Genomic DNA, 14,382 nt, shown 5'->3' on the forward strand with positions numbered 1-14,382 from the left:
TGTTCCTTCATGTATGCCGCCAAGATTTGGAGCGGCTAGCGGTTGGCAAGACCCAATAGTCGACACTCCAGGGCTTTTCCGCGTCCCCAACTTCGGCCGTTGGTTCATGTCGCGGGAGCGCCTGTCGGAAGGGCTTGGCTTGGGACTTTGCTGCCCTTCGCGCATGACCGGTCGAATGCCGGGTCCCGACAGGAGCCTACGTTCGCGCATTCAGCTTGGCTACGTCTTCGAACGAGCAATGCTGCGCCGGTTGCGGGACCGGCGGCTATCTACCGCGGTTCGAGAAAAACGGTCTACGTAGGGCTTGGAATTATGGTGACTTGGCCACTCCGTGCGATACGGTGCCGACACCGTTGGCGGACAAGACGCTGAAAAGAGCAATTTGCGAATAGGGTAGCTGGATTGGACTCGTCCGAGAAAAAGAGGTGCAGCGAGATCGATATCTGTGACCTGTTTATAACACCTGCGATCAAGCAGGCCGGATGGGATCAGATGCAGCAAATCCGTCGGGAGGTTACGCTCGCTCCCGGCCCGGTGGTCGTTCGTGGCAACTTGTCGTCCCGCAATAAAAAGAAACGGAAATTCGCTGACTATGTCCTCTCCTTAAAACCGGGTCTGCCGCTGGCCGTGGTCGAGGCCAAGGACAACAAGCATTCGGTTGGCAGCGGCCTGCAACAGGCGTTGGGCTATGCCGAGATCCTCGATGTGCCCAGCGCACTCAGCTCTAATGGGGACGGATTTGCCGACCACAATCGGGCGGCATCCACTGGAGAGGCCATTGAGACCGAATACGGGATGGATGCCTTCCCTGATCCTCAAACTCTGTGGAATCGCTACCGGAAATTTCATCGAGTCACGGCGGAAGAGCAGAACCTTGTCCAACAGCCGTATCACATCGACCCCTCCGGGAAAGAGCCACGATATTATCAGCTGGATGCCATTAATCGGACGGTAGAGGCCGTCGCCAAGGGCCAGAACCGCGTGCTGCTCGTTATGGCCACCGGCACCGGAAAGACCTACACGACGTTCCAGATCATCTGGCGCTTGTGGAAGGCTGGCGCGGCCAAGCGCACTCTGTTCCTAGCCGACCGCAACATCCTCGTCGATCAGACGCTGGTGAATGACTTCAAGCCGTTCGGCGCGGCGATGACGAAGATCAAAAACCGCTCGATCGACCCGGCATACGAGATCCACCTCGGACTCTATCAAGCAATCACGGGCACCGAAGAATCCGACAAGATTTATAAGTCGGTGTCTCGCGACTTTTTCGATCTGATCGTTATCGACGAGTGCCATCGGGGGAGCGCCGCGGAGGATTCTGCTTGGCGCGAAATCCTCGACTATTTTAACAGCGCAGTCCAGGTCGGCATGACGGCGACGCCGAAAGAGACTGAATACGTCTCCAACATCACGTATTTTGGCGACCCGGTCTACACGTACACCCTGAAGCAAGGGATCGAGGACGGCTTTCTGGCGCCATACAAAGTGATCCGGATTGACATCGACCGGGACGTGGAAGGCTGGACCCCGCCCCCCGGAATGGTCGATGATCTGGGCGGGCTGATCGAAGATCGCGAATACAACCAGAGGGACATGGACCGCACATTGGTGCTCAACCAGAGGACCAAACTGGTTGCCGAGCGAGTGATGAAGTTTCTGCGCGCGACTAATCCGATGTCGAAAACTATCATCTTCTGCGAGGACATTGATCACGCCGAACGGATGCGAAAGGCCATTGTCAACGCGGCGGGCAAGCTGGCGAAAGACAACAGCAAATACGTCATGCGCATCACGGGTGACAGCACCGAGGGCAAGGCCGAGCTGGACAAATTTATCGATCCCGAGGAGCCTTATCCGGTCATCGCCACCACATCCCAGCTGCTGACCACCGGTGTTGATGCCAAGACCTGCAAGCTGATCGTGATCGACCGCACGATTAATTCCATGACCATGTTCAAGCAGATCATCGGCCGTGGCACCCGAATCGATGAGGACAACAATAAGTTCTTCTTCACGATCATGGATTTCAAGCGGGCCACGGAATTGTTCCGGGACGATACCTTCGATGGCCCCCCGATCGTGATCCTGGGCGAAAATGACGACCCAAACGCGCTTGGTCCCGAAGATAATGAAGGCGATCCGGGGAACGAGTCCGACGATCGTGATGATAACCACGATACCGGCGGTGGCATACGCAAATTCGTCGTCGGCGGCGTGACCGCTCGCGTGATGAATGAGCGGATCGAGTATGTCGGCAGCGACGGCAAGCTGGTGATCGAATCCTATCGCGATTACGCCCGCAAACAGATCGCTTCGGAATATCAGTCGCTGGATGACTTCATCTGGCACTGGAACGCCAGCGAGCGCAAACAGGCGATCATCGACGAGCTGGAACAGCGCGGCGTCATCCTGGAAAATTTGGCTGAAACGGTCGGCAAGGATTTCGGTGATTTCGATTTGCTGATTCACATCGCTTTCGGTGCGCCGCCCCTGACCCGGCATGAGCGAGCGGAGAAGGTCAAGAAGCGGAATTACTTCGCCAAATATGGCGACAAGGCGCGCGCTGTGCTGGAGGCGCTGCTCGATAAATATGCCGATGACGGTGTGGAAACGATCGAGGACACCAAGGTCCTGCGCCTCCAGCCGTTCGCACAGCTCGGCACCCCGATGGAGATCATCAAGGGTGCCTTCGGCGGCAAGGATGCCTATGACGCGGCGCTTCGGGAACTCGAAGACCAGATCTACGAACAGGCAGCGAACGAATGAGCAATGTATCCGGCGTCATCAAATCCATCCAGGACATCATGCGCAAGGATGTCGGCGTGGATGGCGATGCCCAGCGGATCAGCCAGCTGGTCTGGCTGTTCTTTCTCAAGATCCTAGATGATCGCGAGGCGGAGCTTGAGCTGATCGATGACGATTTCGCGTCCCCCCTGCCCGAGCATCTGCGCTGGCGCAGCTGGGCGGCGGACAAGGAAGGAGACACCGGCGAAAAGCTGCTCAATTTCGTCAACATGCAGCTGTTTCCGAAGCTGAAGGGCGATCTGCCCGCGCAAGGCGACGTAGCCAAGCGCGCGCAGGTGATCCGCGACGTGTTCGAGGACACCTATAACTACATGAAATCGGGCACCTTGTTGCGGCAGGTGATCAACAAGATCAACGAGATCGATTTCAACAACAGTCAGGACCGTCACACCTTCGGCGCGATCTACGAACAGGTGCTGAAGGACCTGCAAAGTGCCGGCAATGCGGGCGAGTTCTACACCCCCCGCGCCGTCACCCAGTTCATCGTCAACCGACTGAACCCGCAACTGAACGAAACCGTGTTCGATCCGGCGTGTGGCACCGGCGGCTTCCTGAGCTGCGCGATCGAGCATAAGCGCAAAAGTGTCGCCTCGACGGCGGATGAAGAAACGCTGCGCGGCTCGATCCGGGGCGTGGAGAAGAAATCGCTGCCGCACATGCTGTGTGTCACCAACATGATCCTGCACGGCATCGATACGCCCAGCGGCATCCGCCACGGCAACACGCTCGCCAAAGCCTTTCGCGATTACACCGATAAGGACCGCGTCGCCGTGATCGCCACCAACCCGCCCTTTGGCGGGATGGAGGAAGACGGGATCGAGAATAACTTCCCGAGCCACCTGCGCACCCGAGAAACCGCCGACCTGTTCATGGCGCTGATCATCCGCCTGCTCAAAACTAACGGCCGCGCAGCAGTGGTCCTGCCCGATGGCTTCCTGTTCGGCGAAGGAGTAAAATCCACGCTGAAGCAAAGCCTGATCGAAGAGTGCAACCTGCACACAATCGTCCGCCTGCCCAACGGCGTGTTCGCCCCCTATACCGGCATCAAGACCAACATACTGTTCTTCACCAAGGGCACGCCGACAAAGAATGTCTGGTTCTATGAACACCCCTATCCGGACGGGGTGACCAGCTACAACAAAACCAGGCCGATGCAGTTCGAGGAATTCGAGGCGGAACAGGCATGGTGGGGCGACGAAGCCGATGGCTTCCGCGCACGCCAAGAAACGGAACAGGCGTGGAAAATCAGCGCCGCCGATGTCGCTGCGCGCGGATACAATCTCGATTGCAAGAACCCGCATCAGGCGGAATCGATCAGCCATGATCCCGACGAACTGCTCGCCGCCTATTTGGCGCAGCAGGCGGAAATCCAGTCTATTCGCGACCAGTTGAAGGGCATCTTGGCCGAAGCCCTTGGAGGCACGAAGGCGTGACCGACATCGCTGAGCTGGTGGCCGAGAATATCGACATCTGGACCGGCGCAATCCAGCGCAAATCCCGCGCAGGGCGCGGCGGCGGTAGGCGTATAAGCCTTTACGGCGTCGAGCGGCTGCGCGCGCTAACCCTCGATCTGGCGGTGCGTGGCAAGTTGGTGCCTCAGGATGAGGGCGATGAACCGGCGGGTGAGTTGGTAGGGCGCTCAGCAAAAGCGCTGCAAGTTGCAATCGCTCGGGGCAAATTTCGAGCACCAGCAAAAATTTTGATGTCCACTGCTACCCCCGGCCTGCCCAAGAATTGGACTGCAACGAGACTTGGTGCCCTGGTCCGGGTGATAAACGGTCGAGCATACAAGAAACAGGAGCTGCTGTCTTCAGGCACGCCGGTGTTGAGAGTTGGCAACCTGTTCACGTCGAATGATTGGTATTATTCCGATATCGATCTCGAAAACGATAAATATATTACCGATGGGGATCTGATTTATGCTTGGTCCGCTTCCTTCGGGCCCTTCATATGGCAGGGTGGTCGGGTAATCTATCACTACCATATCTGGAAACTCGAACCGCACTCAGAGGCCGACACTTCCCGCGATTTTCTTCGCTTGTTTCTGCAGAATGAGACGAGCGCGATCAAAGCATCTGGTCATGGCATTGCGATGCTGCACATGACCAAGGAGCGTATGGAACAGCTTGCGATCAACCTCCCACCCCTAGCCGAACAGCGGAGGATTGTGGCTAAGGTGGATGAATTGATGGCGCTGTGCGATGCGCTGGAGCGGGAGAGCGCGGACGCAATGGCCGCGCATCAGGCGCTGGTTGAAAATCTCCTCGCCACGCTGATGAGCAGCGAAGATACCGCCACTCTTGTCACCAACTGGGCGCGACTGGAAAGCCATTTCGACGACCTTTTCACTACTGACGCCAGCATTGAATCATTCAAAGGGGCAATTGTCGAACTCGCCGTGAGTGGTGGCTTTACGAACACTAACAGCGCAGCCTTTAAACAAAAGAGGCTTCGGGATTTGCTAGTTTTCGGACCAAAGAACGGATTCTCTCCGCGCGCTGTTGATTATGACACGGGAATTAAGAGCCTTTCGCTTTCCGCAACCACCAAGGGTAATTTCGACGGATTGCACTACAAATTTGTTGATATTGAAACTCCCGACCCCGAGTCTGAATTGTGGATTAAAAAAGGAGATATACTTATCCAGAGAGCGAACTCACTGGAATATGTAGGTGTTTCTGCATTATACGCAGGATCTGATAATAGTTTTATATATCCGGACTTGATGATGAAGGTGCGGTTCTCAGCCGATGTCATATCGGAATTTGCAGTAATATCACTGAACTCGAAGCCAGTACGTGATTATTTTCGCGCCAATGCTTCTGGGACCTCGGGCAGCATGCCGAAAATAAACCAGACGACGGTTTTAAACGCCACATTGCAAGTCCCGCCTCTTGCCGAACAACGCCGCATCGTCGCCAAGGTAAAAGCCCTGATGGCGCTGTGCGATGCGCTTAAGGCCCGCCTATCCGACGCCGCCCAGACCCAGCGCCACCTTGCCGACGCCATCACCGAACGGGCTGCCGCCTGATGCGCCTCCGCTCGGTCTGGGTCAGTCAATACAAGAACCTCCGCGATTTCTCGATCGGCTTCGATGGCGACGGGTTCATCGACATCTTCGTCGGCAAGAACGGGTCGGGCAAATCCAATTTCCTCGAAGCCCTGATCGAGATTTTCGACCACATCTTCGATTTCGATCCCGTGGCCGCTGGGCCTGGCTTCGAATATGCTATCGGCTTCGAGATCGCCGGGGCCGAAACTCGGATCGAATGGCGCAACGGCCTTCTGAACATCAATGATAATCCCGGGCGGCGGACGATTGGAGCGACACCACTGCCGGACAATGTTCTGGTCTATTATTCGGGTCAGAACAACAACGTGACGGCGCTGGTCGCGCGGTATGAGGACCGCTATCGTCGCAACCTCCGCCGGGCGAACGCAACGATGCTCCCGCGCTTTGTCGGGATTGGCCCGGCCTGCAAAAAGCTGCTCATCGTTGTGCTGATGCTACTGCCAGAAGCTAGTCTGGCGCGCGGCTATCTTTGTCAGAAATTGGGGATTCTCAGCAACAGCCGCATCGTTACGATCGTGCTCAAACGGCCTGAATTTGCAGGCACCGCGGATTTCGACCCGTTCGAGGATAAGCAGCTTTTCTGGGGAGCGACGGGCGTTGTCCGTTCTTTCCTCGATCAGCTTGTCGCTTGCATGGCGGGCGCGTTCACCCCCGGCACTCTCTACAATAGAGAGAACGATCGCTACGTCTTGGAATGCGAGCTTGACGAGTTCCGAGAGGCCTATGGCGATTTGACTTCGGAAACAATCTTCCGGTCGTTCGATGCCCTGCGTGTTTTAGGGATGTTGGACGACATCAGCATCCGGATCGCACTTGATGGTTTGGAAGTGTCAGAACTGAACCGCTTTAGCGATGGTCAGTTTCAATCCGTCTATGTTTTTGCCGTGTCCGAATTATTCAAGCAGCGGAATTGCCTAATCCTGCTGGACGAGCCAGACGCCTTCTTGCACCCCGAATGGCAATTCGACTTCCTTGATCAGGTGAGCGCTATTTCATCGGAGGCAGCGCGGACCAATCACATCCTGCTGAGCAGCCATAGCGCCTCAACCGTAGCTGCTCAATCCGAGAGCCGCGTCCGCCTTTTCTCATCAGGTGCCACAGGCGTAACGACTGATCAGCCAGACAAGGCCACAATCGTTAGGTCGCTTTCAGCTGGATTGATTACGTTTTCCGAGACGGAAGCACGGCTGAGCGTCGATTTCGTGCTTACCAACACAACCGGGCCGGTACTGTTTACTGAAGGCATTTCGGATGTGGCCATCCTCGAAACGGCATGGCGCAAGCTCTATGACGATGCGCACTGTCCGTTCGAGATCGCCCAAGCCTTCGACTGCTCATTCCTGCGCAATCTCATGAAGCGCCAGACGTTGTACGACGGGCATCCAGGCCGGAAATTTTTTGCCCTGTTCGATTTCGACGGGGCCTACAGTGACTGGGTACAATTGGGGAATGAGATTGAAGCCGACGTGGCGCGCTGCCTGACAAGACAACGTGCGAACTGCCAAAGCTATGCTATGCTTGTTCCCGTCGCAGCCACCCATGCCTTGCGGAATCAGGTTATTCGGCCCGACGGCCAAGTTTTCGGCTCCCAGGCTCGGTTTGCCATAGAGCTACTGTTCTATGGTGTTCCTGGCCTCGAAGGTCACTTTGCGCCTGATCTGACCGAATTGGCGCAGCCGGTGAAGTTCATCGGCGACAAGGTTCCATTTGCCCAGCAAGTGGTTCCAGGTCTTGATGCCCAGAATTTTGAGCCGTTCCGCCCTATCTTCGATTTCATCCAGTCCAAGATCGCGGCGGCCTAATGGCTCAGGATATTCTTGCCATTATTGGGGGCGTGCCCAGTCTCGGTAAGCTCGACACCCTTGAGCGGAATGTACAAGCCAAGGGCGCGGGAACGCCCGAAATCGAACAGGCATTGCAGGACAAATACGCCGAATTTGGCCGTATCATGGTCGAGCAGAAAACCGGCCTTGACCTAGCCGATCTTTCCTCTGCCGAAAAGCGCATCGTCAACGCGATCGGCCGCTATGTTGCGCTGCAAAAGCGCGACGGCAAGAATGCGGAATATACCTTCCGCATCTTGCGCAATCGTGGCCTGATTGACGCAGCGGAAGTGTCCGTTGCCCGCTCCAAAGTGACGCAGGGATTTGAAACGCTCAACCAAGCGGAAATGCGTGCGCTTTCGTTCGAGCAGATCATCGTCGATAATCCCGAAGAATTTTCCGCCCGTGCGCTTTGGTATGCCAACCGGACTCTGGGCGTGGCGAATGAAAGTGATAAGCCACCGGCCGATCTCGGCACGTTGACCCAGCAGCGAACGGAACGCGTTCTGGACTGGCTGGCGGATCGTGCCAATCAGCACAGTGGAGCATTGAACTTATATTCAAACGCCGACGTGGGGGCATTGCTCGGGTTTGATGACCTGACCAGACACGGGCGCGTGCTGGGTAATGTCCAGTCACGTCTCGATTTCGCCTGCTATCAGGCTGGCGTTCCGCCGCTTGGGCTGTGCGTCGTCGAGTATTTTGCGAATGCCTGGTCGCGGGAGGGACGACGCTGGGCTTTTCCGGTGCCGGACATGCGCCTGGCTGCTCAAACCTACAATTGGTCCGGCTCAACGCTTGCGAAAGTCCGGGCGAATGCGCGTCTATTGCCTGGGCAAGCCGCAATCCCATGGCGCAAGGAATTGAACGAGCGCGAAACGTATGTCCGACGTTGGGCCGAAGGGCTGCTGATACCCTTTGAACAGGCAGGCACGGCTACGATCCCGCAGCCGGTAGTTGAGGATCTGGAAAAGACAGAACGGAAGTTGCTAACAAGGCCACCAATGGTTCGCGAGCGCGTCAGCAAGTCCATAGAACGAGGTAGCATCGGCGCGCGCTTGAAGCGCGCAAATGGCTTCAGGTGTCAAATTTGCGACGCACTGGGCCTAGAAACTGTCGGGTTTATCAAGTTGAACGGTGAGCCGTATGTCGAAGCACACCACGCGACGCCGGTGTCCGAGTTGGAAATTGGCTCATTGTCAGCCACGAACATCATGATTTTGTGCGCCAACCACCACCGCCAGATGCATTATGGGAATGTGAACATCGAACGGACAGCGGCGACTTTTATCCTTACGCTTGATGAGGCGCGCATCACAATCAGGCGATTTGGGCAAAACAACGGTTAGTGCCCATACGGCCGTTTCTTCATCGATAGTCCATGTAAAACCGTGAACGGCTCGATCGAAGCCCGCCGCGGGCCCCTCTACGACTAACTGGGCCCATTCCCGACCCTTCGGTCTGCCGGAGGTGAAAGTCTGAACGCAAGGTCGCTTAAACCGTGTGCTGCTCCAACGCGGCCATTCCGCTATCCACCAAATTGTGCTGAGGCGACGCATATGCAGTGGCTTCTCCCGGCGCGACCGGCAGCTGTTGGGCGGGGGAGTACCCCTTTTACATTTGCCCACACCCGGCCTTCGACAGAGCGCCACGCGGGTCGAGACCGGCCGTTCGTGCATTCTGCCGTGGTTCCAGTCCTGCATGTGCGAAAAATAATTCTAGAAAACCCACCGGGGAAGAGGGTCCAAGGAAACGCTTTTGCTAAGCGTACGGATAAGGTGGACTCATTTTTATTCACGATATTTGAATGCATCGCAGAGATAAATTCTCAACGAAAGCCATATTAAGTTATAAGAATGATAGATGAGCAGTCTTTTATCGGTTCAACTGTATTATTCGCAAAAGGCTATAAGAAAATAAAACTATCTATGCAGACTACAAAAAGCCCATGAGTATTTCGGAAAATATCTTTTATAATAGCCTTATCTCAACTGACATACTATGTATGTCTTTGCTATACTATTTTGCACAACTTGACGGTCGTAACGATTCATGATTCGAATCGCATGGAAGTCGCCGGGGCAAATAGCCGTTGCGACTTGGCGCAAATCACGTTCCAAGCGAGGCAAGCAATGGGCGGCGAAGATTGGCACGGGCACATCAAATGGGCGCTGGAACGCCGCGGAACTTCGCTGTCGCAAATCGCCCGTGATTTGAGCGTCAGTCCCAGCACCGTCACCAGAGTTTCCAAAGGCCTCGTGCGCTCGCGCCGGGTCGAAGAGGCCATAGCCGCTGCGGCAGCCTTTACGCCTGCCCAGCTCTGGCCCGCGCATTATCCGCAACCAGCGGGAGGAGATAGATGATGTCGTAGCAGATGGCCGCGCCAACACGTGGAAACATTACCAAGCTACGGAAATGAAAAGGCCCCGCCGGGTGCAACCAGCGAGGCCTATAGAAGATCAGAGACCTAACTGCTCTTGATCTCGTTCATTCCGTGAAACCTGTCAAGGTTCGGGGCCGTCCCGGATCATGTCCCCTCACGTCCATCGCATCCGATTGCGAGATGGAAGGAACGATCGATGACATTCGATGCCGCAGACCACGATCACCTGCCGGAGCTATTGCTCAGCTCAATTGGCGACCCAACGCCAGAGTTCACCCGCGACAAACATAGCGATGCGCACCATGTCCGAATGATCCGAGCTGACGATGGAGGTGCCCTGCGCACCTTCAATGGCGGACTCGCCCATGAAAATGGCTGGTACACAAGCCGCAAGGCCGGACGTGTTCTCCATTGGCAGGGTGCGGCGCAGTACGATTTCCTGACGCGCGCCGAGGTGGAGTTCGCCGTAGTTCGGGTCGCATCGGAGTCGGTACGTTTCGAATTCACGCGGCGAGGCAAAAAGCAGGTTTACACCATCGACGTCGAATTGGTTGCACCTGATGGCACCGTCACGCTCATCGAGATCAAGCGAGATCAGCGTGACCTTGCCGACCCGGAGTACCGCGCGAAGCTGACGGCGGTCCACGAAATTTGTGATGAGCACGGCATCCGGTTCAAGGTCATCCTTCGTCACCAGATATGGGACAGTCTAGTTCATCGTCGCAATGCGATGCTGTTTTGTTCACGCAGGTTCGTGACGATCCTACCGGAGCATTTGGAGCGTCTGGAAGCTCACGAAAGGCAGGTGGGCACGGGTGCTACCTTCGGAAGTACCGCCAAAGCGATCGCGCCTAACTGCCCCCGCACCGGCGAAGCCCTAATTCAAGCACTGACGGTTGCTCGGCGCATTGAAATCGACCTTACCTGTTCGCTCTTGGATACGACGCCGGTGACCATTCACTGAGGCGCCGGTGTTTGCCCGGGCTCCGATCTCCTCAATGGTCTGGGCCACTATCCAATCTCGATCCGAAGCGCCTGTCGCCGGCATCATCTCGATGCCGGCCACCTACCGGCGCGTTCCGAAAGGTTAGAATTCCATGGCGCACATCCGCTTTTCTCCCGGCGCGATCGTCGATGTTCGCGGAGCCGAATATCATCCTGCCTATGCTCACGGCCGGGTCCAGCTTACCCACCTGATCACGGGCGAGATCCTCAAGTACGAGCAGAAGGACGGATCGCTCGAATTGCCGACCGTCGAGCAATTCCAGCTTATGCAGCACGGTGGAGATGCTGTGACCCGGACGCCGCGTTCATCCGACACAATCCGCAATTACAACGATAGCGCAGAATGGACACGCGATCAGGCGGGTGCGATCTCTTCCCGCGCTTTGCGCATGGCGACCGCCTGCCAAATGCTGGACGAACGGGGCGTTCCGCAAGGCATCGGCGCTATTGAGGCCGCCCTCGACGATTGCTGGACGCCCGAGTTGGCCCATCGATTCGGACAAAAACCTTCTGCATCGTCGGTGAAGAATTGGCGAAAGAACCGCGGCAGCATCGGAAATCGCCATCCTCGTCACATGGTCCCGCTGTCCGGCAGGCGCATCGTGCGTTCGCCGAACGGCAGCATCGATCAGCAGCTCCTCTGGACATGCGTGCTCGAGGGCAGGAAGGCGGGGCGCCACGTCGCGGACATCCATGCCGATTATGCCTATCGGCTCAATCTGGTGAATGACGGGCGTCACCCGTCCATCGACAAGCCGCACGAGCCTTTTGAGGTCTGCTCAGAGCGCACCGTGCGACGCCGTTTCAACGAACTAGAGTCGGACAAGACCTTGGCCACCTCCATAGAGGTAGAGGCCGTCAAGCAGGATTGGTCAGGAGCCGGCAAGCCGCTCGCGGCTGATTTCGTCATGCAGTATGTGATCGTGGACCACACCTGGCTCGACGTACATGTCGTATGTCCAGCCCTTCAGATGGTTCTCGGACGACCGTGGCTGACACTCGCTATCGACGTCAAAAGCCGCGCCATCGTCGGGCATCTGATAACCTTCCAAGATCCATGCAGATGGTCGGTCAGCGAGATATTACGGCGCATTGTGCTGCCCAAACGTCCCCCGTCGGCCATGGCCAGCCGGTATCCGGTTCTTGCCATGCTTTGCGGCAAGCCAGGCTGCCTGATCCTTGATAACGCCGTCGAATTCCGTAGCCATACGCTCGAAGCGGCAGCGCGGGACGCGGGATTTTCCGTGCGGTTCTGCCCAATCAAGCAGCCAACCTACCGAGCGATCGGCGAGCGTGCGATCAAAACCCTGAATGATCAGACAACCCGTCTGTTGCCAGGGCGAGCATTGACGCTGAACGATGCCAGACGTTGGGGTTACGATGCTGAGGCTCAAGCCATCGTCATGCTCGATGAGCTGGAGGCGATCGCGAACCAGATCATAGCATCGTACAATGTCGAGCCGCATGACGGCCTGGGTAGCCAGCAGCCCGCGCTTGTATTCGAACGTGACATCAATCGCTTCGGCATCAACGACTTCGCGGACTTCGCATCGTTTGCGCGCGACGTGATGGAGGTGCGCTCCGGCGCGCAGCTTTCTCCCTCCGGTATCCGCGCTTTCAACCTGCGCTATCATGAGATTCAGGCGGTGCCGGAACTGTTGCGCGACCTTGTGCCCATCGAGCCGCGCCGCCAGCGGCGCAGCGATGCCACCGCGACCGTCGAGTTCCGCTACGACAGTATGGATATCAGTCGCATCCATGTCTGGAACCGTAAGACCCGGAAATATGTCGAACTGATGTGCGCCGACGAGAGGTACAGCAGCGGCATGCCCTTGTGGCTGCACGAGCAGATCGAACGCGAGGCGCAAAAGCAGGGGTTGGCGTTCAACACGCAGGAGGAGCGGATGAACGCCCGCGGGCATCTCATTGACGCTATCCGCAACATCAGCCCTGGCGACCTTGCAGCTTCACGAAAGCGCCTGGCCACCCTCATCGAAGTTCCACGCATAAGGCAAGCCACAGGAAACATAGTTGATCTGGTTCATGCGACGCCCTCTTCGGTCACGCTTGGTGATTTCATCGCCAACGACCGGGCAAGGTTGACCTCGCTCGACCAGGACATCCTCTCATCACGACCTGATCCGCGTACCAAACCGGCCAAATCGGCGCTCGACCGTCGCCGTGAGCACGCTGCAGCGGGGCAAATCGAACTCGACGCCCCGGCTCGCAAGCGCCGGCTGCCTATGACCAAGGGGGGCTACCAATGACTGAGCATTTCAGCTCTGCACCCGAGCAAGAGACGACCTCCAGCGCAGCCAACCGCGTGGGCAACGCCAAGGCAAGGTTTGATGCGATTCGCGTAGATTACCCACCTCAAACGGCGGTCGTTGCAGCGCTTGATGAGATGCGCGTTGCGGCGATAGGCCGCCCGGCACATGCTCCTTGCGGAGGAGCCATGCTTGTAGCCCCACATGGTTGCGGCAAAACCGAATCCATCGTCACACTTCGCCGTCGTCTGGAAGTAGCGGCCGATGAAGGCTGCAAACCGTTGCTCCATGTCGAGACGGCGGGGGCAGGGACGACCGACTCCCTGCCAACCTCAATCCTGCAGGCTCTCGGGGCAGCTAGGCCGGATGTTGGCACTGAAAAGGCGCGCTGGCCAAGAGCGATCTCGGAGATGCAGCGCTGCGGTGTGCAGATCGTCGTCTTCGATGAGTTCAACCGCGCCGCACGTAGACCCCGAATGAGCCGTGCTATCGCCACGGCGATCCGCGAAAAGATCATGGACGCAGGTATCGCGCCGGTAGCCTTTGTTGGATCGGAAGATGCCGGATCGGTCCTGGCGCAGGTGCCCGAACTGATGGAGCGGCTCGACGATGACATCGATCTCTCGCCCCTACGCTGGGACACGAAGGGGGATCGGGCACTCTTTGTGAGTTTCCTGGCTGATCTCGACGACGCGATGGTGGATGCAGGCATTCTGGCTTGCCTGTCCGGTCTTACGCACGAGGATATTGCGCGGCCGCTTTGGGAGGCGTCGGCGGGCCGAGTGCGGCGCATCTGCAAAATCGTCCGCGCTGCTATGGCTGTTGCCCTTCACGATGGACGGGCCTCCATCGATCGGAACGATCTTGCAGAAGCAGTCGATAGCTACTGCATCCCGCGCGATTTTTGCCAGAGCAACCCGTTTGCCAGGCAGCCTGGGCAATGAGCACCGCTCGTTCGCCATGGCGTGTGACGCGTGTTCTTCCGATAATCGCAGGGGAATCGTTGGATGGCTATGTCGCGCGCGT

General features: G+C 57.2%; 9 protein-coding genes. All 9 read left to right on the top strand.

The genetic code is table 11. From position 1 onward, the window contains the following. The first annotated feature begins 402 nt into the window (after positions 1–402). The 9 genes from C8J40_RS13635 to C8J40_RS13675 all read left to right on the top strand — a co-directional run bounded on the left by C8J40_RS13635 (position 403) and on the right by C8J40_RS13675 (position 14,300). The gene (locus C8J40_RS13635; protein WP_132897455.1) at positions 403–2,766 is read left to right on the top strand and encodes a DEAD/DEAH box helicase family protein; all 2,364 of its coding nucleotides are present in this window, start codon (positions 403–405) and stop codon (positions 2,764–2,766) included. Beyond that, positions 2,763–4,238 carry a class I SAM-dependent DNA methyltransferase gene (locus C8J40_RS13640; protein WP_132897456.1) on the top strand — a complete coding sequence of 492 codons (1,476 nt, stop codon included), beginning with the start codon at positions 2,763–2,765 and terminating at the stop codon, positions 4,236–4,238. The genes C8J40_RS13635 and C8J40_RS13640 overlap by 4 nt, the downstream gene beginning before the upstream one ends. Further along, on the top strand, positions 4,235–5,836 hold the full coding sequence (locus C8J40_RS13645; RefSeq protein WP_132897457.1) for a restriction endonuclease subunit S: 1,602 nt from the start codon (positions 4,235–4,237) through the stop codon (positions 5,834–5,836). Before C8J40_RS13640 ends, C8J40_RS13645 begins: the two co-directional genes overlap by 4 nt. After that, entirely contained in the window at positions 5,836–7,680 is a 1,845-nt protein-coding gene (locus C8J40_RS13650) for an AAA family ATPase (protein WP_132897458.1), read from the top strand. Before C8J40_RS13645 ends, C8J40_RS13650 begins: the two co-directional genes overlap by 1 nt. Continuing rightward, entirely contained in the window at positions 7,680–9,050 is a 1,371-nt protein-coding gene (locus tag C8J40_RS13655; RefSeq protein WP_132897459.1) for a hypothetical protein, read from the top strand. The genes C8J40_RS13650 and C8J40_RS13655 overlap by 1 nt, the downstream gene beginning before the upstream one ends. A gap of 684 nt (positions 9,051–9,734) precedes the next feature. Beyond that, positions 9,735–10,064 (top strand): helix-turn-helix domain-containing protein, encoded by a 330-nt coding sequence (locus tag C8J40_RS13660; RefSeq protein ID WP_132897460.1) that lies wholly within the window; start codon positions 9,735–9,737, stop codon positions 10,062–10,064. A 216-nt stretch (positions 10,065–10,280) separates the two neighbouring features. Further along, positions 10,281–11,048 (top strand): TnsA endonuclease N-terminal domain-containing protein, encoded by a 768-nt coding sequence (locus tag C8J40_RS13665; protein WP_132897461.1) that lies wholly within the window; start codon positions 10,281–10,283, stop codon positions 11,046–11,048. A 133-nt stretch (positions 11,049–11,181) separates the two neighbouring features. Beyond that, the gene (locus C8J40_RS13670; protein WP_132897462.1) at positions 11,182–13,356 is read left to right on the top strand and encodes a DDE-type integrase/transposase/recombinase; all 2,175 of its coding nucleotides are present in this window, start codon (positions 11,182–11,184) and stop codon (positions 13,354–13,356) included. Further along, the gene (locus C8J40_RS13675; protein ID WP_132897463.1) at positions 13,353–14,300 is read left to right on the top strand and encodes a TniB family NTP-binding protein; all 948 of its coding nucleotides are present in this window, start codon (positions 13,353–13,355) and stop codon (positions 14,298–14,300) included. The genes C8J40_RS13670 and C8J40_RS13675 overlap by 4 nt, the downstream gene beginning before the upstream one ends. Positions 14,301–14,382 lie beyond the last annotated feature (82 nt).

The organism is Sphingomonas sp. PP-CC-3A-396 (assembly GCF_004343105.1).
Lineage (GTDB): Bacteria > Pseudomonadota > Alphaproteobacteria > Sphingomonadales > Sphingomonadaceae > Sphingomonas.